At 71.2% G+C, this 18,468-nt stretch carries 22 protein-coding genes; 12 read left to right on the forward strand and 10 right to left on the reverse strand.

From position 1 onward, the window contains the following. Positions 1 to 158: 158 nt before the first annotated feature. Genes ABZX37_RS28100 through ABZX37_RS28110 form a run of 3 tightly spaced genes read right to left on the reverse strand, consistent with a single transcriptional unit; the run spans position 159 to position 2,414 of the window. A complete protein-coding gene (locus ABZX37_RS28100) occupies positions 159 to 524 on the reverse strand; it encodes a hypothetical protein (protein ID WP_354744664.1) in 366 nt (121 codons plus the stop codon). A 55-nt stretch (positions 525 to 579) separates the two neighbouring features. Continuing rightward, positions 580 to 1,497, reverse strand: a complete 918-nt coding sequence (locus tag ABZX37_RS28105; RefSeq protein ID WP_354744468.1) for a hypothetical protein — start codon at positions 1,495 to 1,497, stop codon at positions 580 to 582. Positions 1,498 to 1,547: 50 nt separating this feature from the next. Then, on the reverse strand, positions 1,548 to 2,414 hold the full coding sequence (locus ABZX37_RS28110) for an EamA family transporter (protein ID WP_354744470.1): 867 nt from the start codon (positions 2,412 to 2,414) through the stop codon (positions 1,548 to 1,550). Between the two features lie 69 nt (positions 2,415 to 2,483). Between ABZX37_RS28110 and ABZX37_RS28115 the strand changes: the two genes are divergently transcribed. The 3 genes from ABZX37_RS28115 to ABZX37_RS28125 all read left to right on the forward strand — a co-directional run bounded on the left by ABZX37_RS28115 (position 2,484) and on the right by ABZX37_RS28125 (position 5,227). Continuing rightward, entirely contained in the window at positions 2,484 to 3,371 is an 888-nt protein-coding gene (locus ABZX37_RS28115) for a LysR family transcriptional regulator (protein ID WP_354744472.1), read from the forward strand. Between the two features lie 262 nt (positions 3,372 to 3,633). Continuing rightward, positions 3,634 to 4,101 (forward strand): HNH endonuclease, encoded by a 468-nt coding sequence (locus ABZX37_RS28120; protein WP_354744474.1) that lies wholly within the window; start codon positions 3,634 to 3,636, stop codon positions 4,099 to 4,101. Positions 4,102 to 4,123: 22 nt separating this feature from the next. Then, a complete protein-coding gene (locus ABZX37_RS28125; RefSeq protein ID WP_354744476.1) occupies positions 4,124 to 5,227 on the forward strand; it encodes a helix-turn-helix domain-containing protein in 1,104 nt (367 codons plus the stop codon). 144 nt (positions 5,228 to 5,371) lie between these two features. Here the strand turns inward: ABZX37_RS28125 and ABZX37_RS28130 are convergent, their stop codons facing one another. The 3 genes from ABZX37_RS28130 to ABZX37_RS28140 all read right to left on the reverse strand — a co-directional run bounded on the left by ABZX37_RS28130 (position 5,372) and on the right by ABZX37_RS28140 (position 6,905). Beyond that, a complete protein-coding gene (locus ABZX37_RS28130; RefSeq protein ID WP_354744477.1) occupies positions 5,372 to 6,325 on the reverse strand; it encodes an alpha/beta hydrolase in 954 nt (317 codons plus the stop codon). A 161-nt stretch (positions 6,326 to 6,486) separates the two neighbouring features. Further along, a complete protein-coding gene (locus ABZX37_RS28135) occupies positions 6,487 to 6,630 on the reverse strand; it encodes a hypothetical protein (RefSeq protein WP_354744479.1) in 144 nt (47 codons plus the stop codon). Further along, positions 6,627 to 6,905, reverse strand: a complete 279-nt coding sequence (locus ABZX37_RS28140; RefSeq protein ID WP_354744481.1) for a hypothetical protein — start codon at positions 6,903 to 6,905, stop codon at positions 6,627 to 6,629. Before ABZX37_RS28140 ends, ABZX37_RS28135 begins: the two co-directional genes overlap by 4 nt. A gap of 67 nt (positions 6,906 to 6,972) precedes the next feature. On the opposite strand from ABZX37_RS28140, the gene ABZX37_RS28145 reads away from it, so the two are divergent. From ABZX37_RS28145 to ABZX37_RS28160, 4 genes are all read left to right on the forward strand, one after another. Next, the gene (locus ABZX37_RS28145; protein WP_354744483.1) at positions 6,973 to 7,608 is read left to right on the forward strand and encodes a TetR family transcriptional regulator C-terminal domain-containing protein; all 636 of its coding nucleotides are present in this window, start codon (positions 6,973 to 6,975) and stop codon (positions 7,606 to 7,608) included. Between the two features lie 62 nt (positions 7,609 to 7,670). Then, positions 7,671 to 8,111 (forward strand): Fur family transcriptional regulator, encoded by a 441-nt coding sequence (locus tag ABZX37_RS28150; RefSeq protein WP_354744485.1) that lies wholly within the window; start codon positions 7,671 to 7,673, stop codon positions 8,109 to 8,111. Next, entirely contained in the window at positions 8,108 to 9,634 is a 1,527-nt protein-coding gene (locus ABZX37_RS28155; RefSeq protein WP_354744487.1) for a catalase, read from the forward strand. The genes ABZX37_RS28150 and ABZX37_RS28155 overlap by 4 nt, the downstream gene beginning before the upstream one ends. A gap of 115 nt (positions 9,635 to 9,749) precedes the next feature. Then, positions 9,750 to 11,369, forward strand: coding sequence for an ATP-binding cassette domain-containing protein (locus ABZX37_RS28160; RefSeq protein ID WP_354744489.1), 1,620 nt, complete (start codon positions 9,750 to 9,752; stop codon positions 11,367 to 11,369). Here ABZX37_RS28160 and ABZX37_RS28165 read toward each other — a convergent pair. After that, the gene (locus tag ABZX37_RS28165) at positions 11,366 to 11,872 is read right to left on the reverse strand and encodes a putative immunity protein (protein ID WP_354744491.1); all 507 of its coding nucleotides are present in this window, start codon (positions 11,870 to 11,872) and stop codon (positions 11,366 to 11,368) included. The genes ABZX37_RS28160 and ABZX37_RS28165 overlap by 4 nt on opposite strands. A gap of 94 nt (positions 11,873 to 11,966) precedes the next feature. Here ABZX37_RS28165 and ABZX37_RS28170 point away from each other — a divergent pair, with 94 nt between their 5' ends. Beyond that, positions 11,967 to 12,236: a hypothetical protein gene (locus ABZX37_RS28170; RefSeq protein WP_354744493.1), complete on the forward strand. Its 270-nt coding sequence runs from the start codon at positions 11,967 to 11,969 to the stop codon at positions 12,234 to 12,236. 4 nt (positions 12,237 to 12,240) lie between these two features. Here ABZX37_RS28170 and ABZX37_RS28175 read toward each other — a convergent pair whose 3' ends face one another. Further along, on the reverse strand, positions 12,241 to 13,296 hold the full coding sequence (locus ABZX37_RS28175) for a putative sulfate exporter family transporter (protein ID WP_354744495.1): 1,056 nt from the start codon (positions 13,294 to 13,296) through the stop codon (positions 12,241 to 12,243). A 96-nt stretch (positions 13,297 to 13,392) separates the two neighbouring features. Here ABZX37_RS28175 and ABZX37_RS28180 point away from each other — a divergent pair, with 96 nt between their 5' ends. Continuing rightward, positions 13,393 to 14,169: a GntR family transcriptional regulator gene (locus tag ABZX37_RS28180; RefSeq protein ID WP_354744497.1), complete on the forward strand. Its 777-nt coding sequence runs from the start codon at positions 13,393 to 13,395 to the stop codon at positions 14,167 to 14,169. Between the two features lie 230 nt (positions 14,170 to 14,399). Here the strand turns inward: ABZX37_RS28180 and ABZX37_RS28185 are convergent, their stop codons facing one another. Continuing rightward, the gene (locus tag ABZX37_RS28185) at positions 14,400 to 15,191 is read right to left on the reverse strand and encodes a thioesterase family protein (RefSeq protein WP_354744499.1); all 792 of its coding nucleotides are present in this window, start codon (positions 15,189 to 15,191) and stop codon (positions 14,400 to 14,402) included. 207 nt (positions 15,192 to 15,398) lie between these two features. Between ABZX37_RS28185 and ABZX37_RS28190 the strand changes: the two genes are divergently transcribed. Genes ABZX37_RS28190 through ABZX37_RS28200 form a run of 3 tightly spaced genes read left to right on the forward strand, consistent with a single transcriptional unit; the run spans position 15,399 to position 17,461 of the window. Continuing rightward, positions 15,399 to 15,797 carry a YciI family protein gene (locus ABZX37_RS28190; RefSeq protein ID WP_354744501.1) on the forward strand — a complete coding sequence of 133 codons (399 nt, stop codon included), beginning with the start codon at positions 15,399 to 15,401 and terminating at the stop codon, positions 15,795 to 15,797. Continuing rightward, positions 15,797 to 17,038 (forward strand): sigma-70 family RNA polymerase sigma factor, encoded by a 1,242-nt coding sequence (locus ABZX37_RS28195; protein WP_354744503.1) that lies wholly within the window; start codon positions 15,797 to 15,799, stop codon positions 17,036 to 17,038. The genes ABZX37_RS28190 and ABZX37_RS28195 overlap by 1 nt, the downstream gene beginning before the upstream one ends. 30 nt (positions 17,039 to 17,068) lie before the next feature. Continuing rightward, on the forward strand, positions 17,069 to 17,461 hold the full coding sequence (locus ABZX37_RS28200) for an Imm1 family immunity protein (RefSeq protein WP_354744505.1): 393 nt from the start codon (positions 17,069 to 17,071) through the stop codon (positions 17,459 to 17,461). A 20-nt stretch (positions 17,462 to 17,481) separates the two neighbouring features. Here the strand turns inward: ABZX37_RS28200 and ABZX37_RS28205 are convergent, their stop codons facing one another. Next, the gene (locus tag ABZX37_RS28205; protein WP_354744507.1) at positions 17,482 to 18,315 is read right to left on the reverse strand and encodes an NAD(P)H-binding protein; all 834 of its coding nucleotides are present in this window, start codon (positions 18,313 to 18,315) and stop codon (positions 17,482 to 17,484) included. Between the last annotated feature and the right edge of the window lie 153 nt (positions 18,316 to 18,468).

Here is an 18,468-nt window from a genome sequence, read left to right on the forward strand (position 1 = left end):
CCCCGATACGAAGCCAAAAACGCGGCGCGGGGGTGCTTGTCAAGGCATCTTTCCCGCCTTGACAAGCACCCCCGCGCCGTAGTCACAATCAAGCTTCGGGGTGGTGGCCCCACCACGGGCGCAATGTCGCCGCCAGGCGACGAGCCGAACCCGAACCGTCACACAAAAACCCCGCCCACCACAGCCGAAGCCTCCCCCACCATCCCGTCCACCTCAGCCACGAGCGCCTCAATCTCCCCCCACCACCGCAAATCCCGCCCAGCATCCGGAATCAGCGAAGTCCCCACCAGCAACAGCAACGTGTCGATCTCAAAAGCCCGATCAGCCAACCGCAACAACGGCACCGGGTCCCCGCCCACACCCCCGGCGGCGAACCGGCAAGCCGCATGCCCCAACCCCCGGCACACCGTCCGCAGCCGCTCCCGCACCTCATCCGCCCGCGGATCCGCCCTCGGCCCGCCAGTCCGGATATTCCACGCCACCGAAAGCAAACAGCGCCCGGCATCGTCCATCGACGTGTTCATCACCGGGCGAGTCTGGAAGCACCATCCCCGCGACGGGTGACCCGACACGCAAGGCTCACCGCATCGAGTGAAGCAACCGCACCGTCGCGTCAAGCGGCAGCCGGTCGTCCGCGGCGCGCGCGAGAAAGTCCTTGATCCGCTGCCCGTCCGGCGTCAACGAATCGACGTCGTTGACCTCCGCACTGGCCGCCTCCAACGTCCCGAGCCCGGCATTGTGGTGCGCGTCCCGAACCGCGTTCCGCAGCACCGCCAGCTCCGCGGCCGACGGCCCCCGCTTCTCCGCCCGCAACCGCTCCACAATCCGAAGCACCTGCGGCGAATGCGCGGCCAGCGACTGCCGCCCAGCGAACGACGCCACCATCCGCGGCGTCGCGCGCGTCTCGGCAGGCGGCGGTGGCACCTCGACCGCCTCGCCCACCACTCGCAAACTCTCCAACGCCGCGGCACGCCGACGTTCACTCTCGCGCACGCGCGCGAGCGGATCCTTCCGCCGGGACGACGCGATCGTGCGAGCCTCGCCCCGGGCCCGCTCCCCCGCGTCGGTCAACCGCGAACGCCGTTGATACGTGCCCTCGTCAGCCGCCTGCTTGCGCCGGTTCGCCAGCCAGGCCTCGAAGGTCTGCCCACGCCGAGGCGGTTCGCGCACCTCGGTCAGGTCCGCGGCGGCGGACTCGTCGACGAACCAGCCCTTCATCCGCGAGCGCAGGAAGTCCCCCGGCTTTTCGCTGGCCCGGCGCGGCCGCTGGCGCGTCCCGTCCGGCAGCGCGCTCATCGCGATCAGCAGCGCGTCCGGGCAGTATCCGTTGGAGTACCAGAATTCCAGCTGCCGCTCGACGTCGTCGCGTTCCTCCCGCGTCAGCCGCTCGGACACCCAGCCCATGCGGCGGACGAGCACGCCCGTCGCCTGCGAACGTTCGCGCGCGTCGGCGGGCACGACCGTCGCCGGCCACTCCTGATCCGCGATCCGCACCACGCCACACCTCCCTAGCCAGCGACGCCTACGTTAGCCCGCCCCACCGACAATTACCCGGCCCGCCGCAGCACCGTCACCGTGTTCACCGCCACGATCACCCCGATCGAGGCCCACGCGACGGCGTCCAGCCGCTGGTCCAGCATCACGAGCCCGACGAGCGCGGCCATTACCGGGTGGACGCTCATGAACGCTCCGAAGAACTGCGCCGGGACCCGCCGCAGCGCCATCAGATCGACGAGGAACGGCAGCGCCGACGACAGCAGCCCGGCGGTGAGCGCCGCCGCTAGCGCGCCCGGAGTCGGCGGGTGGTGCAGCATCGCGAACACCCCGATCGGCACGTAAAGCAGACCGGACACCCCGGCCGCGGCGGCCGAACCCGCCGCACCGGGCAGGCGACGGCCGACGGTCCGGTTCAACATGATGTAGCAGGCCCAGCACAACGCGGCGACCAGCGCGAGCCCGATCCCGAGGTAGTCGGTGCTCGGCTGCGGCCGCATCAGCGCCCCGACCGCGACCGCGGCGGCCACCGCGCACGCCAGGTCCGTCCGGCGCCGGGAGCCGGCCAGCGCGATCGCCAGCGGGCCGAGGAATTCGAGCGTCACGGCCAGTCCGAGGCCGATCCGGTCGATCGCCGTGTACAGCGACAGGTTCATCGTCGCGAACACCGCGGCCAGACCGAGCACCGGCCACCACTGCCGCGCGGTGAACGTCCGCAACCGCGGCCGTCCGACCGCCAGGAGCACCACCGCCGCCACCCACTGGCGGACCGCCACCACGCCCGGCGGGCCGAGCACCGGGAACGCGAGCGCCGCCGTCGCCGCGCCGACCTGGTTGGACAGCGCGCTGCCGAGCAGCATCGCGGCACCGGCCGCCCGGGTGTTGCCGCGCGTTCGCGGAGCCAGTTCCGTAGTCGCCATGCGGTCGAGCATGGGTCCGGCTGATCCATGCGCAAAATGCATTGACCGCATCAGCGATACGCTAGACGCATGGATCTGGAACTGCGTCAGCTGCGCTGTCTCGTGACGATCGTCGACGCCGGGACGTTCACCGACGCCGCGCTCGAACTCGGCGTCTCGCAGGCGGCCGTGTCGCGGAATTTGGCTTCGCTGGAACGGGTTCTCGGCGTGCAGCTGCTGCACCGCACCAGCCGGAGCCTCGAGCCGACGACAGCTGGCGTTCAAGTGCTCGCCCGCGCCCGGCATCTGCTCGCCGAGGCCGACGATCTCGTCCGCGAAGCGACCACCGGGCACACGCGGCTGCGCCTCGGCCACGCGTGGTCGGCGATGGGCAAGCACACCGCGGAATTCCAGCGCCGCTGGGCCGCGCGGTACCCGGACGTCGAACTGCTGCTCGTGCGCGCCAACACCGCGACCGCCGGACTGGCGGAAGGGCTGGTCGATCTCGCGGTGGTGCGCCATCAGGTGCCCTCGGGCAAGTTCGCGCACGCGACGGTCGGCCACGAGGACCGCTACTGCGCCATGGCCGTCGACGATCCGCTCGTGCGCCGCCGCACCGTCGCGCTCGCCGATCTCGCGTCGCGGTTGCTAGTGGTCGATCCGCGCACTGGCACCACTTCCGCCGACCTGTGGCCGCCGGAGGCGCGCCCGCGGATCGAGCCGACGCACGACGTCGACGACTGGCTCGCCACCATCACCACCGGCCGCTGCGTCGGCGTCACCCCGCATTCGACGGTGACGCAGTATCGCCGCGACGGCATCGTGTACCGCCGGGTCCGCGACGCCCCGCCGGTGCCGGTCCAGCTCGCCTGGCGCGCGCACGATCCGCATCCGGCCACGCATGCCGCGGTGGCCCTGCTCGGCGAGCTGTACCGGACGCCGCCGAAACGGGAAAGCGCTTCCGCGCGCCCGCGTTGAGTCCACTGTGGATCTTGAAAGCCGGGACGATCATTTTCCGTTGACGCGGGCGCGCGGGGCGACAATGATGAAGCCGTCCAGCCACGAAAGGAACCACGGAATGCCGCACCGCGACGAATGCATGCACCTGTCGGGCATTCCCGGCTCCGCGCCATGACGTGGCCTGCCACGCCGTGAGCGAGGAGCCGCCCGCCGGACCACCGGCCGGGCGGCTTTTGCGTTCACGGCCCGTTTCGCCTGTGGAAAGGAGGTGCCCGTCGCCATGGGAGTCCTGGTTCTCAACGCCGGCTACGAGCCCCTGCACACCGTCTCGCTCCCCCATGCCATCCGGATGCTGGTCCGCCAGGTCGCGGTCGTCCACGAAAGCGACGGGCCGGACCTCGGAGTCTTCCCGCGGCCGAAGGTGGTGCGGCTGCTGCGCTACGTCGTGATGAAATGGCGGTATTCCGGGCCGCCGCGCTGGTCGCGTTCCGGCGTGCTGCGGCGCGACCGGCACACGTGCGCCTACTGCGGGCGCCGGGCCACCACGGTCGACCACATCACGCCGGTGTCGCGCGGCGGCCCGCGCACGAGCTGGCTCAACACCGTCGCCGCGTGCGGCGGGTCGGCGCGCAGCTGCAACGCGCGCAAGGCTGACCGCACGCTCGCGGAGGCCGGGCTGACGCTCCGGTTCCCGCCGCGCGTCCCGCGGTGGGAGGAGCTGCATCCGCTGGCCGGACTGTCCACTTGAGACTCGCGCTAAGCTGGACCCCGTGAAGGGCTTGCTGCTGCGGTTGTCCGCGGTCGATTCCGGCGCGGAAACGGCGGTGCGCGTCATCGCGTATTTCGACGAGTTGATCGCCCGCCGTGCGACGCTGCCGGATTTGCTGCGCGCCACGGCTTTTCTTGCCGAATGCGTAGCCGGGATTCGCTGTGTCGACGGAACCGTACTGCGGTTCCGTTCGACCGGCGAACCCGGCGGCGACGGCCCAGTGCCGCCCGACGCCGTCGTGGTAGATCTCGACGGTGCCGGGCGCGTGTGGCTGGAACGCGCGGGCGAGCCCGGCCCGCTCGACGTCCTGGTGCTCGAACGGCTCGCGATCTCGGCGAAGGTGCTCAATCCCGCCGAACCGCAGCCCGCCGCACCGCATCTCGCGGACCCGGCGCTGGTCGAACTAGTGCTGGGCGAGCAAGCGGCGGACGAGGACCGGGCACGGGCGCTGACCCTGCTCGGCCTGGACACCACACGCCCGCTGCGAGTGGTGGCAGTCGCTTCAGGCCCCGGCCGCGATGCCGGCGCGGACGCCGTCGCCCTCGTCGCCCGCGGCGGCCCGCTCGGCGCGCGGGTGGCCGTCGTCGGCGGGGTGGCCGCAGTGGTGCTGCAGCCGCGCGAAGGCCCGGATTCGGTGGTTCCGACTTTGCGCGAGACGCTGGCGTTGCGGGCCAAGGACCGCACGCTTCCAGACACCGTCCGGGTCGGAGTCGGCGACGCGGTCGACGGTTTGGCGGCCCGGAGTTCGTGGCTGCAAGCCCGCCTGGCCAAACGATTCGCGGCGAAGTCGCGACCGCTGATCGTGCACGAGGACCTCGGCGCGGTGACGCTGCTGGCAGAGATCCCGGCGGAGCGGTTGCGCGCGCAGCCGGACGTGCTGGCGCTGAACGCGCTCACCGGGAGCGGTGATCTGGAAACGCTGGAGGCCTTCTGCCGCACCGGTTCCCTGCGCCAGGCCGCGATCGCGTTGCACCGGCACCACAGCTCGGTGGCGGCGCGGCTGGCGCAGGTGGAGGACGCGCTGGGGTGGACCCTGGACGATCCGGCGGGACGATTCCGGGCCCGGCTGGCGTTGGCGGCGCGGAGGTTGGCGGAATCCGCTTGAGGGGCAGCGGTTCCGCTCGCCAAGAAGCGCGGCCGGACTCCCGGAAACACGGCCAGACCCAAGAAGCGCGGCCAGGCCCCTAGAAGCCTGGCCGGAATCGGCCGGAGACAGGCGATTCCGGCCGACACTCCCGAACGCCCGGACTCAGCCCGCCTCGACCCCCAGCACCCGGGCCAGCACCGCCAGTCGCTCCGCGGTCTCCCGGCGGCTCACCGTCGCGTGCCGGAGCACCGCCGAGCCGTGGAAGGTGCCCGGGAACAAATGCAGTTCCGTAGGCACCCCAGCCGCCAAAAGGGACTGGGCGTAAGCGATTCCCTCGTCCCGCAGCGGGTCGAACTCCATCACCGACACGTACGCGGGCGGCAAGCCCGAGAGATCGGCCGCCCGGGCCGGCGCCGCGTAAACCGGGACGTCCGGGCCGCCGCGTTTGCCCGGGCCGCCCAGGTAGTAGTCCCAGCTCGCCTCGGCGGCGCCCCGGTGCCAGATCGGGGTGTCCGCGAACCGGCGCATGCTGCCGGTCTCGAGGCGGTCGTCCAGTTCCGGCACGGAGAGGAACTGGAACGCGATCGCCGGACCGCCCCGGTCGCGGGCCAGCAGCGCCAGTGCCGCGGCCAGTCCGCCGCCCGCGCTCACGCCGTGGAGGACCACCTTTTCCGGGTCGATGCCCAGTTCGTCAGCGTGCTTGACCGACCACTCGAGCGCCGCGTAGCAGTCCTCCAGCCCGGCCGGGTACGGGTTTTCCGGCGCGAGCCGGTACTCGACCGACACGACCACGACGCCGAGTTCCCGCGCCAGTTCGACATTGGTCGCGTGATCGACTTCCAGGTCGCCGAGCGCGAAACCGCCGCCGTGGATGTCGAACAGCAGCGCCTTCGTCGCGACGCGGTCCGGCGTGTAAACGCGGACCGGGACGTCCGGCGCACCCTCCGGACCGGGCACGGCTTCGTCGCGCGCGGTCACGCCGGTGTCGTCGAACTCGCCTCGCATCGAGGCGATCAGCTCGGCCATGCCCGCTCGCGAAGCGGCCACGTCGCGGAAGTCGGTCTCGGGCAGCATCGGGATCGCGGCGGCGATTTCGGGATCGAACGGATAACTCATCAACGGCCTCCGTCTTCCAGGTGAGGACTCCATCGTGCCGAAATCCCGGCCCCGGCAGGCACCGCCACGTGTCGCGTACCGCGCGGGGTCAACCCGCCGAACGGCGAGCCCCGGCAAGACGCCCCAGGCCGCCTCCCGGATCCAGCCGCCGCGCGAAGCCCTCAGCGCCCCACCTTCTTCCAGATCACCACCGCCCCGATCACCGCCACCAGCACCGCCCCCAGCACGATCAGCCCCTTCACCAGCAGGTCGTGCACGAGGTGCTGCAGCATCCCGTCCCCGTCGGCGAGCAGCACCGCGTTCACCGGCCGGACCGCTTCCGGCCCGGGTCCTCGTCCAGCCACCGCGCGGCCTGGCGCACGACCTCGCCGCCGACGCGTCCGCGCATTCCCCGCGCCCCGCGCCGGTCCATCGCCCGCGCGGCGGTTTTCGCGAGCGTCGCCGCGCCTTCCCGCACGCGCTCCCCCTTGCCCCGCCGCCGCAGCGAAACGATCAGCGCGAAGCCGGCCAGGCCGACGACCACGACGATCGCGGCGATGATGCCGAACCGGATCAGCAGGATGTTCAGCACCGTCTCCACGGCGCACCCCTTTCTGTCACACCTGTGATACAAACCGTTTCTATCACGTCTGTGATATAAAAGTCCAGTGCCTAGAGTGGTGGACGGGGAAGAGCGGCGCGCGCACATCGCCGACGCGGTGCTGCGGCTGGCCGCGAAAGACGGGCTGCACGCGGTCTCGCTGCGCGCGGTCGCCGCGGAATCAGGTCTGAACATCGGCTCGGTGCGGCATTACTTCGACAGCCAGCACGCGCTGATGCGGTTCGCGATGCGCACCACCATCGACCGGACGACCGCGCGGCTCGTCGAACGCCGCGAGAAAACGGGTTCGCTGTCGGAGCTGTCGCCGGAGGAGGCCGTCGACCAGCTCACCGAATTCCTGTCCGAGCTGCTGCCGCTGGACGAGCGCCGGCGCACCGAGGTGACCGTGCTGGTGGAATTCCTGATGGCCGCGCGCGCCGACCCGGGCCTGGACGACCTGGCCAGGGAAGCGGTTCAAGGCACCGTGACGCTGGCCCGCCGCATTCTCGACGCGCAGGCCCGCAGCGGCCGGTTCGAGCCGAAGGACCCCGAAGTCGAGGCGCCCAGGCTGGCCGCGCTCATCGACGGGATCGCGTTCCGGGCCGTGCTGCAGCCGGAACTCACCTCGGCCGACGAGTGCCTCGCCGTCCTTCGCGCGCACCTCGCCGAACTCGTCCGACCGGTGGGTGACACCCAGGTGTGAGCGCCGGGAAGACGGGGTAACCGGCGGAACTGGAGCGGTTCCAGATCCCGGGGAGGACTCCGATGCCGGACTCGGCGGCGACGCTGCGGGCGGCGGGCCTGCGCGTCACCAAGCCGCGGCAAGCCGTGCTCGGCTGGCTCGGCGAGCACCCGCACGCGACCGTCGAGGCGATCGCGGCGGGGGTGCGCGAGAGCCTGGGCAGAGTGTCGATCCAGGCGGTCTACGACGTGCTCGCCGCGTGCGGCGACGCGGGTCTCGTCCGCCGGATCGAGCTGTCCGGGCATCCGGCGCGGTTCGAACGGCGGACCGGCGACAACCACCACCACCTGGTGTGCCGTCGCTGCGGCCGGGCCGAGGACGTCGACTGCGTCCTCGGCGAGGCCCCCTGCCTCACGCCGCACGACCGGCGCGGGTTCGCCGTGGACGAGGCCGAGATCGTCTTCTGGGGTCTGTGCCCCGACTGCTCCGGCGTTTCCGACCACCACGAGGAGTTCGCGAGATGACCGAAGAACCGAAACCCCCGGCGACCACGACGGACGCCGGCATCCCGGCCGAGAGCGACGAGCATTCGCTCACCGTCGGCCCGGGCGGCCCGATCCTGCTGCAGGACCACTATCTGATCGAGCAGATGGCGCAGTTCAACCGGGAACGGGTGCCGGAACGGCAGCCGCACGCGAAGGGCAGCGGCGCGTTCGGGCGCTTCGAGGTGACCAACGACGTCAGCCGCTTCACCAAGGCCGCGGTGTTCCAGCCGGGCGCGAAAACCGAGATGACCGCCCGGTTCTCCACCGTGGCGGGCGAGCGCGGCAGCCCGGACACCTGGCGCGACCCGCGCGGGTTCGCGCTGAAGTTCTACACGACCGAGGGGAACTACGACCTCGTCGGCAACAACACCCCGGTGTTCTTCATCAAGGACCCGCTGAAGTTCCAGCACTTCATCCGGTCGCAGAAGCGCCGCGCGGACAGCAACCTGCGCGACCACGACATGCAGTGGGACTTCTGGACGCTCTCCCCCGAATCGGCGCACCAGGTCACCTGGCTGATGGGCGACCGGGGAATCCCGCGCACGTGGCGGCACATGAACGGCTACAGCTCGCACACCTACATGTGGGTCAACGCCTCCGGCGAGAAGTTCTGGGTCAAGTACCACTTCAAGACCGACCAGGGCGTCGAGCACTTCACCCAGCACGAGGCCGACCAGATGGCGTCCGCGGACACCGACTACCACACCCGCGACCTGTTCGAGGCGATCGCGCGCGGCGACCACCCGAGCTGGACGCTGCACGTCCAGGTCATGCCGTTCGAGGACGCGAAGAACTACCGCTTCAACCCGTTCGACCTGACGAAGGTGTGGCCGCACGGCGACTACCCGCTGATCGAGGTCGGGAAGATGACGCTCGACCGCAACCCGACCGACCACCACGCCGAGATCGAACAGGCCGCGTTCGAGCCGAACAACCTGGTGCCCGGCATCGGCCCGAGCCCGGACCGGATGCTGCTGGGCAGGCTCTTCGCCTACGCCGACGCACACCGGTACCGGATCGGCGCGAACTACAAGCAGCTGCCGGTCAACGCGCCGACCTCGCCGGTGCACAGCTACAGCAAGGACGGCGCCATGCGCTACGCCAAGGTCTCCGACCCGGTGTACGCGCCGAACTCCAAGGGCGGCCCGCGTGCCGACACGGAGCGCTACGGCACCCCCGCGGGCTGGCATTCCGACGGCGAGATGGTCCGGTCGGCCTACGTCGACCACGCCGAGGACGACGACTGGGGCCAGGCCGGCACGATGGTGCGCGACGTCCTGAACGACGCCGAGCGCGAGCGGCTGGTGGACAACATCGTCGGGCACCTGCTGAACGGGGTGACCGAACCGGTGCTGAAGCGGGCTTTCGAGTACTGGCACAACGTGGACAAGGATCTCGGCGACCGCGTCGAGTCCGGCGTGCGCGCGAAGCAGAACGAGAAGGACCCGAAGGCGGCGGAGCAGGCCAACCCGGCACGGGAAAGCATGCAGCGCAAGGCATGAGGCGATCCCACGAGCGGCGGTGCCGGTTCTCCCCGGCGCCGCCGCTTTTGTGTCCTCTGTGGACGGCCGGAAAACCGTGCGGCGATTCGCGGCGGTCTGGGTAGAGTGCCGGGACATGGGGCATTTGGAGGCCGCGCACCTGCGCTACGTGCTGCCCGACGGGCGTCCGCTGCTCGGCGACGTCTCGTTCCGGGTCGGCGAGGGCGCGGTCGTCGCGCTGGTCGGCCCCAACGGGGCAGGAAAAACTACTTTGCTGCGGCTGCTGGCGGGCGAGCTGAAGCCGGACGAGGGCGCGGTCACGGTGACCGGCGGGCTGGGCGTGATGGCGCAGTTCGTCGGGTCGGTCCGCGACGAGCGCACGGTGCGGGATCTGCTGGTTTCCGTTGCCCCGCAACGGGTCCGCGACGCGGCCATCGCGGTCGACGCGGCCGAGGAGCGGTTGCTGGAGGTCGACGACGAGGCCGCGCAAATGCGGTACGCGCAGGCGCTCAGCGACTGGGCCGAAGCCCGCGGCTACGAGTCCGAGACGACTTGGGACATGTGCACCACCGAGGCGCTCGGCGTGCCGTTCGACCGCGCGCGCTGGCGGCTGGTGCGCACGCTCAGCGGCGGCGAGCAGAAACGCCTGGTGCTGGAAGCGTTGCTGCGCGGGCCGGACGAGGTGCTGCTGCTGGACGAGCCGGACAACTATCTCGATGTGCCCGGCAAACGCTGGCTCGAAGCCCGGCTGAAGGAAACCCGCAAAACCGTCCTGTTCGTGTCGCACGACCGCGAGTTGCTCGCGCGAGCGGCGGACAAGATCGTGAGCGTCGAGCCCGGCGGCGACGGCGCGGACGCGTGGGTGCACGGCGGCGGTTTCGGCACGTATCACGAGGCGCGGCAGGAGCGATTCGCCCGCTACGACGAACTGCGCCGCCGCTGGGACGAGAAACACGCCCAGCTCAAACGGCTCGTCCGGGACATGCAGCAGTACGCCGCGCGCAGCGACGAGATGGCGTCGCGGTACAAGGCGGCGCAGACCCGGCTCCGGAAGTTCGAGGAGGCCGGTCCCCCGCCGGAACCGCCGCGGCCGCAGGACATCCGGATGCGGCTGCGCGGCGGCCGCACCGGCGTGCGCGCGGTGACCTGCGCGAACCTGGAGCTCACCGGGCTGATGAAGCCGTTCTCGCTGGAGATCTTCTTCGGCGAGCGCGTCGCGGTGCTGGGTTCGAACGGCTCCGGGAAGTCGCACTTCCTGCGCCTGCTCGCGGGCGGCGACGTCGCGCACACCGGCGACTGGAAGACCGGCGCACGCGTCGTGCCCGGCCATTTCGCGCAGACGCACGCCCGCCCGGAGCTCACCGGCCGCACGCTCGTCGACGTGCTGTGGACGGAGCACGCGGCCGATCGCGGCGCGGCGATGTCCGCGCTGCGCCGGTACGAACTGCACCGCCAGGGCGAGCAGGTATTCGACCGGTTGTCCGGCGGACAGCAGGCGCGGTTCCAGATCCTGTTGCTGGAACTGGCCGGAACCACCGCGCTGCTGCTGGACGAGCCGACGGACAACCTCGACCTGGAATCGGCCGAGGCGCTGCAGGACGGGCTGGAGTCCTACGAGGGCACCGTGCTCGCAGTCACCCACGACCGCTGGTTCGCCCGCTCATTCGACCGCTATCTCGTCTTCGGCTCGGACGGCGTAGTCCGCGAAACCCCGGAACCCGTCTGGGACGAACGCCGGGTCGAACGCGTCCGCTAACCCTTGCGCAGCAACACATCCAGCTCACGCACCAACTCCCCCGCCCGCCCGCGACCGCCCGGTGCCTCCGGATACCGCGACAGCACCCGGACGACCACCGGATCGGCGCCCGGGTGCTGCGCCGCCATCCCCGCCAGCTCGAACGCGTACGCCGCATGGCCAGCCGGGCCGAGGATGTGCCACACCTGCGTCGCCTTCGCGAGCGGATGCAGAAACGCCGCCCCAGCAGCGGCGACAGCAGCCCGCGCGGCCTCGCTCGCTGCGGTCTGCCCAGCGTCGCGGGTTTCCTGATACGCCCGTTGCGCCGCCCACGCGCTGTCCCGGATCGCCTTGCCGCGCTTAGCTCCTTGCGCAAACGCCCGCGCCGCCTCGATCGCGTCGTGCGGGCGTCGGTCGTCCGGACGGGCTTGTTCGAAGATCGGCAGCGCGGGCTCAGCGCAGGCCACCGCGTAGGCAGTAACGGCGCGAAGCTCGGACAGGTCGAGTGCGATCCGCTCGCTCATGTGCTTGAACAGTATCGTTGAACCGCCGGTTGGCACTTGCCTCAGACTTCCGGCAGGAATGTCAGGCCAAACTCTCAACCGGGGAAGGACGGCGGTGGACGAGCGGAAGGCGTGGTCCGAAGCCGAGAAGGCGGCCTACCGCCGGTTCGTGCGCACCCACCACCCGGACGTCGGCGGAGACCCGGCCGAGTTCGCCGCCGGGCTGCGGGAATTCCGGCGCGGCCCGCGAAACGAAACCGCCGCGCGGGCCGAGGGCCCACGCGGCGAATCCGTGGTGTTCGTGCGCCGGAGCCGAGGGGTGTCCCGGCTCTTCGCCGTCCTTGCCGCGCGCAGGCGGCGGAAGCGGAACCCGCGCGTGCGCTAGCTCGTCACATCCCGCCGGTCAGCGCCTGCAATCCGAGGCTGGACGCGGCGACCGCGATCCACAGGATGGCGCCCATCAGCAGCGGCTTGTGTCCCGCCTTGCGCAGGTCGGACGGCTTGAGCGCCAGGCCGATCCCGGCGAGCGCCATGGTGATCAGGAAGGTGCCGAGCGTCGACAGCGGCGCGTGCCACGATTCCGGGATCCAGCCCATGCTCTCCACCGTGGCGGCGGCGAGGAAGCCGATCAGGAACGGCGGCACCAGCCGGTGCCAAGGCATGGCGCGCAAGGAAACCCGGCCGCCGCCTGCCTGCTTGCGCGCGGCGAGCACGGCGAGGAACAGCACGATCGGAATCAGCGTGAGCGTACGGGTGAGCTTCACGACGAGGCCGTACGAGCCAGCGTCTCCGCCGTAAGCGTAGGAAGCCGCCACCACGGAAGACGTGTCGTTCACCGCGGTTCCGGCCCACAGCCCGAAGGCGTGCGGCGACATCCCGAGCGCGTGCCCGAGCGGCGGGAACAGCAGGACCGCGGCGACGTTGAAGGTGAAGATCGTGCCGAGCGCGTAAGCGATATTGGCTTCCTTCGGCTTCAGCACCGCGCTGGTCGCCGCGATCGCGGACGCACCGCAAATGCCGGTGCCGACGCCGATCAGCGTCTGCGTGTCCCCGCGGACGCCGAGCAGCCGGCCGAGCACCCACGCGCCGCCGAGCGCGACCGCGAGCGTGCCGAGCATCACCGGCAGCGACTGGCCGCCGACGTGCACCACCTGCTGGATCGACAGTCCCGTGCCCAGCACGACGATCGACAGCTGCAGCACCGGCCGCGACGCGATGGCGTACCCCGGGCTGAACCGCCAGCTCCGCAGCGACGGCACGACCGCCCCGGCGACCGCGCCGAGCAGGATCGCGAGCACCGGCCCGCCGACCACCGGCACCAGCTTCCCGCCCGCCGTCGCCACCGCCGCGACCAGCAGCGCGACCGCGAGCCCCGGCACCGGGCGGGCGAGCTTGGCCCGCCACTGCACCGTCGCGCGCGTCGCTCCCAGCGCCGCGCCGGTCACCGGTTCACTCCTGTGCGCACTCTGGCCTCCTCGGTAATGTACGTACATTTAATCTAAGAGCTGTCCGTACATTTGGCAAGCGGTACTGTTCCCGGCATGGGCGAGGCAGAGCTGGTGCGCACCGGCGGACAGCCCCTGTGGCGGCAGTTGCAGCAGCGGCTGCTGGTGCGGATCCGCGCCGGGGAGTTCGACGGCGCGTTCCCCGGGGAACTGGCGCTCGCCGACGAATACAGCGTCAGCAGGCAGACGGTCCGGCAGGCGCTGCGGGAACTGCGCGCCGACGGCACGCTCATCGCCGAACGCGGACGCCAGCCCCGCGTCGCCGCGGCCGCCGAGATCCAGCAACCGCTCGGCGCGCTCTACAGCCTGTTCGCCGCGGTCGAGGAGGCCGGGCTCGACCAGCACAGCGTCGTCCGCCGGCTCGACATCCGCGCGGACGCGGTGGTCGCCGAGCGGCTGTCGCTCGAGGGCTCCACTCCCCTGCTGTACCTGGAACGCGTGCGGCTGGCCGGAAACGACCCGCTGGCCGTCGACCGGGTGTGGCTGCCCGCCGACCTCGCCCGGCCGCTGCTGGACGCGGATTTCCAGCACACCAGCCTGTACGGCGAACTCCACCGCCGCACCGGCGTCCGCCTCGACCACGGCGAGGAGCAGATCCGCGCGGTCGTGCCGACCCGGGCCGAACGCACCCTGCTGGGCTGCGGCGAAACCGTCGGCGCGTTCTCCATCGGACGCCTGGGCACCAGCGCGGGCAAGCGAATCGAGTGGCGGCACACCCTGGTGCGCGGCGACCGGTTCGCGCTGACCGCGGAGTTCTCCGGACGCACCGGGTACCGCTTGGTCACGACGGGGGCACTTGCCGGAACCCGCTGACCGAGCAGCGCTCCGCGTGCGAGAACTTCCGTGAGGGGAACCCTCACGGAATCAGAGTCCCTCAGGGTTCCCCTCACGACCTCCGACTGTCCGGTGAAGGGGCCCTTCACGGACTGAGGAAATCCAAGGGCCCCCGAACGGCCAGCGAGAGCCGCGTTAGCGGTCCGTGAAGGGCCCCTTGAAGGAATCTGATTCCCTCAAGGGGCCCTTCACGGACCAACCCGCGTGGCTCAGCCGATCCGGATCCCGGCCAGCTGCGTACCTTGCGCGACCAGCGTCCCGGCGCTGTCCCACACGTGGCAGGACTCGTCGACCCGCCCGTCGCCGATCAGGTGAGCACGGTGCAGCACCCGCACCGGGCCGGGAGCCGGATGCGCCCGCACATACGCGGTCAGTTCGAGCGTCGGAACCCAGCCGGAAGGCGCGACATCGAGGGTCGCCGGCGGCAGGGCGTCGACCGCGAACAGCAGGCTGACCGGGTCGAACGGCTCGTCGCCGGGCAGCGCGAGCAGGGCGCGCAGTTCGCCGCGGCCGCTGGGCCCGTCGACGAGCGGGCGGTCGAAGTACACGTCGATCTCGTCGCGGATCGCGATCGGGATGCCGGACGACAGCACATCCGGGCCCCACGGCTCCTCCGGGAACGGCCCGAATGTCGGCTGCGGCACGCCGTCCTGCCAGAACGGTTCGGCCTCGCCGAGGACGCCCAGCGTCAGCAGGGCCTCGACCTGCGGCACGCCGTCCTTGAGCAGCCGTCCGCGCAGCTGGGTCGCGGTCCGGCCGGTGCGCAGCACCTCGACCTCGATCTCCGCCGGGCCCGGTTCGGGCGAACGCAGGTAGTGCGCGCTGGCGGCGAGCACGTCCGGGTGCCCGGAAACGACGGTCGCGGCGCGGGCGATCATGGCCAGCAGGTAGCCGCCGTTCGGGCGGCCGCCGATGGTCCACGCCGGGCTGAGATCGACGCTGAACTCGGTGTCGCCGCGCTGCTTGACCGCGGACACCGCGGCGAAGGTCGTCGTGCTCACGGTTCCCTCCAGGTGAGTTGCTTCCCGCAACCTACCTGCTAGGACGTCCGGGCGTCCCGGGCACTGAGACTCACCCCACCCCGTTTGCCCGCGTTCCGGAGATCCGCCCGGCAAGATGTCCCCGGTGCGTGTCGAGGACGGCGCGCGGGTTCCGTTCCCTTGGTGAGCCCGCCCGGGAGCGGCGAGCCGGACACTGGAGGAAACGTTATGCCGAAGTACATGCTGCTGCAGACCTACGCCCAGGGCGAAGGCTGCGACATTGCGCTGCCGGAGTGGGCTCCGGAGGACATCCGCGCGCACATCCAGTTCCAGCACGTGCTCAACGCCGAGCTGACCGAGGCCGGGGAACTCGTCGAGGCGGAAGGCCTGGCCGGGCCGGAAGCGGCGAAGACCGTGGTGGCCGACGGCAAGGGCGGCGCGGTCGTCACCGACGGGCCGTTCCCGGAGGGCAAGGAACTGCTGGCCGGATACCGCGTGGTGGACGTCGAATCGGAGGCGCGGGCGCTGGAAATCGCGACCCGGGTTTCCGCCGCGCCGGGTCCGGAAGGCGCGCCGCTGCGGGTGCCGATCGAGGTGCGCCAGGTGATGAGCGCGCCGGAGGTGTGATGTCGCAGCCCGACGTTGAGGACCTGGTGCGCACGCTCGCGCCCCAGGTCCTCGCCGTCCTCGTGCGCCGGTCCGGCGATTTCGGCGCGGCCGAAGACGCGACGCAGGAAGCTCTCCTCGCCGCGGTGCAGCACTGGCCGGCGGAGGGGATCCCGGAGAATCCGCGCGGCTGGCTGCTGCAAACCGCCAGCCGCCGGATCATCGACAGCTTCCGCAGCGACCAGGCCCGGCGGCGGCGCGAGGACACGGTCGCCGCCGAGCCGCGGGCCGCCGACGTGCCGGATCGCGACGACACGCTGACGCTGCTGTTCCTGTGCGCGCACCCGTCGCTGACCTCGGCGTCGGCGATCGCGCTGACGTTGCGGGCCGTCGGCGGCCTGACGACCGCGGAGATCGCCAGCGCGTTCCTCGTGCCGGAAACCACGATGGCGCAACGGATCAGCCGAGCGAAGGCGAAAATCAAGAAGTCCGGCCTGGCGTTCCGGATGCCCTCCGCCGACGAGCGGCAGGCGTCGCTGCGGTCCGTGCTGCACGTGCTGTACCTGGTGTTCAACGAGGGATACACGAGCAGCGGGGGCCGCCGCCTGCAGCGCACCGAACTGTCCGCCGAGGCGATCCGGCTCGCTCGGCTGCTGCACGCCGCGCTGCCGGACGACGGCGAAGCGACCGGACTGCTCGCGCTGATGCTGCTCACCGACGCCCGCCGGCCGGCCCGCACCGGACCGGACGGCGACCTCGTCCCGCTCGCCGACCAGGACCGGGCGCGGTGGGACCGTTCGCTGATCCGGGAAGGCGTCGCGCTGGTCACCGCCGCGTTGACCCGCGACGGCATCGGCGAATACCGGCTGCAGGCCGCGATCGCCGCGACGCACGACATCGCGTTGCGGGCCGAAGACACCGATTGGCCGCGCGTGCTCACGCTGTACACGCGGCTCGAAGCGCTGACCGCCAACCCCGTCGTAACGCTCAACCGCGCGATCGCGACTGCGATGGTGCACGGGCCGGACGCCGGGCTCGCGATGCTGGCCGGGCTCGACGACCGGCTCCCCGGCCACCACCGCCTCGCCGCCGCCCGCGCGCACCTGCTGGAACTGGCCGGTCAACGAGAGGAAGCGATCCGCCACTACACCGCGGCCGCCGCCCGCACCGGAAACACCGCCGAGCAGCGCTATCTGGCCCTGCGCGCGGCCCGGCTCCGCGCCGGCCATTCCACAAGTCGCTCGCCGATCGGCACCGAGTAGTATCAGGACACTTCACGAGCGGAGCGCACCATGGCGAGCATCGAAGACGCCCGTCGCCGGACCGGGTACGACGTCACCGAGACGGCCGCCGACGACGTGCTCTCCGCCCTGCGCGCCGCCGAACCGCCCGTGCCGGACGCCGGGGTCGTCTGGTGGCTGTACGCGGGCCGGAAGCCGCGGACCCCGTACCTGGTCGCCGGCCTGCGCGGCACGCGGGGAAGCCTGGCGTGGCACGAAAACGGCGAGACCTACCTGCCCGCGGACGGCTCCGGCGAGGATCCCGTCGACTACTTCAGCCTTCAGGGCGCGCACTTCCCGCAGCCGTCCGGGAGCGAGGTTTCCGCCGAGGAAGTGCTGCGCGCGGTGCGGGACCTGTGCGAATCCCAGACGCGGCCCGCCGCGGTTTCCTGGAAGCCCGCGTAACTTCTGTCCACATTGGACTATTACCGAAGGGCGAAGTCGTCTTTGCGCGCCCGCGCCCACTCGCGGAATGACGTCGCGCGTCCCGCGAACCGTTCCACCGTGTTGTTCACCGGGGCCGCTCGGCCCACCGCCGCCTCCTCCACGTCCATCAGGTGCTCCAGTACCGCCTCCGGCATCCACTCCGGACGCCGTGCCAGCGCCTCGCTCCGCGTTTCGGTCGCCACTTCGATCGAGCGACCCAATTCCTCCGCCAGGGTCTCGACGATCGCACGCTGCGTCATCGATTCCGGCCCAGTCAGCGCCAGCCGCCGCCCCGGGTAGCTACGCTCCGTAAGCAGATTCGCGGCGACCGCGGCCACGTCCGCCTCGGCTGTCGGCGTGAACTGCGACTCCGGAGAGAAGAGCCGCACCGGCTCCCCTGCCCGGATCGCCGCGCCCCAGTCGCGCCGGGTGTTGCCCATCAGCCAGCCCGGGTACAGCACCGTGAACGGCAGTCCGGACTCCGCCACCGCCGCCTCCGCGGGCAGATGCGCCCGCCGGATCGGATTGTCCGCGGCACCCTCGTAGACGTCCGGCGACGACAGCAGCACGACGTAGGACACGCCTGCTTTCTTCGCCGCCGCAAGGAAATCCACCGCCCCTTGCGCCCGGGTCGGATACAAGAAGATCGCCTCGACACCGCTCAGCGCGCCCTCGAATCCGGCCTCGGCCGTGAGATCCAGCGACACCGCGTCCGGCAACTCCAGCACGGTCGCGTCACGCGCTGATCCGCGCGCCTCGTGCCCGCCCTCGCGAAGCACCCGGACGACCTCGCTCCCGACATTCCCGCGCGCCCCCGTCACCAGGATGGTCATCCAACACTCCCTTTGCCCCTAAATTAACTTTGTCACCAAAGCTAACTATGGTCACTCGTCGCTGTCAACCTCCGGCATTCGGTACACGACCGAGCGAGATCGTTGTATGGATCGTGTACGGATCCCTCCGACACTCCCGGCAGTTCGATTCGG

It is taken from the genome of Amycolatopsis sp. NPDC004079, assembly GCF_040610415.1.
Lineage (GTDB): Bacteria > Actinomycetota > Actinomycetes > Mycobacteriales > Pseudonocardiaceae > Amycolatopsis > Amycolatopsis halotolerans.

Bases quoted from the DNA above. Each gene is read 5' to 3' on its own strand.
- ABZX37_RS28150 (WP_354744485.1), top strand. From the start codon at position 7,671: ATGCCGGACTCGGCGGCGACGCTGCGGGCGGCGGGCCTGCGCGTCACC.
- ABZX37_RS28200 (WP_354744505.1), top strand. From the start codon at position 17,069: ATGGCGAGCATCGAAGACGCCCGTCGCCGGACCGGGTACGACGTCACC.
- ABZX37_RS28120 (WP_354744474.1), top strand. From the start codon at position 3,634: ATGGGAGTCCTGGTTCTCAACGCCGGCTACGAGCCCCTGCACACCGTC.
- ABZX37_RS28165 (WP_354744491.1), bottom strand. From the start codon at position 11,872: ATGAGCGAGCGGATCGCACTCGACCTGTCCGAGCTTCGCGCCGTTACT.
- ABZX37_RS28205 (WP_354744507.1), bottom strand. From the start codon at position 18,315: ATGACCATCCTGGTGACGGGGGCGCGCGGGAATGTCGGGAGCGAGGTC.
- ABZX37_RS28180 (WP_354744497.1), top strand. From the start codon at position 13,393: ATGGGCGAGGCAGAGCTGGTGCGCACCGGCGGACAGCCCCTGTGGCGG.
- ABZX37_RS28110 (WP_354744470.1), bottom strand. From the start codon at position 2,414: ATGGCGACTACGGAACTGGCTCCGCGAACGCGCGGCAACACCCGGGCG.
- ABZX37_RS28130 (WP_354744477.1), bottom strand. From the start codon at position 6,325: ATGAGTTATCCGTTCGATCCCGAAATCGCCGCCGCGATCCCGATGCTG.
- ABZX37_RS28100 (WP_354744664.1), bottom strand. From the start codon at position 524: ATGAACACGTCGATGGACGATGCCGGGCGCTGTTTGCTTTCGGTGGCG.
- ABZX37_RS28155 (WP_354744487.1), top strand. From the start codon at position 8,108: ATGACCGAAGAACCGAAACCCCCGGCGACCACGACGGACGCCGGCATC.
- ABZX37_RS28160 (WP_354744489.1), top strand. From the start codon at position 9,750: ATGGGGCATTTGGAGGCCGCGCACCTGCGCTACGTGCTGCCCGACGGG.
- ABZX37_RS28115 (WP_354744472.1), top strand. From the start codon at position 2,484: ATGGATCTGGAACTGCGTCAGCTGCGCTGTCTCGTGACGATCGTCGAC.
- ABZX37_RS28195 (WP_354744503.1), top strand. From the start codon at position 15,797: ATGTCGCAGCCCGACGTTGAGGACCTGGTGCGCACGCTCGCGCCCCAG.
- ABZX37_RS28190 (WP_354744501.1), top strand. From the start codon at position 15,399: ATGCCGAAGTACATGCTGCTGCAGACCTACGCCCAGGGCGAAGGCTGC.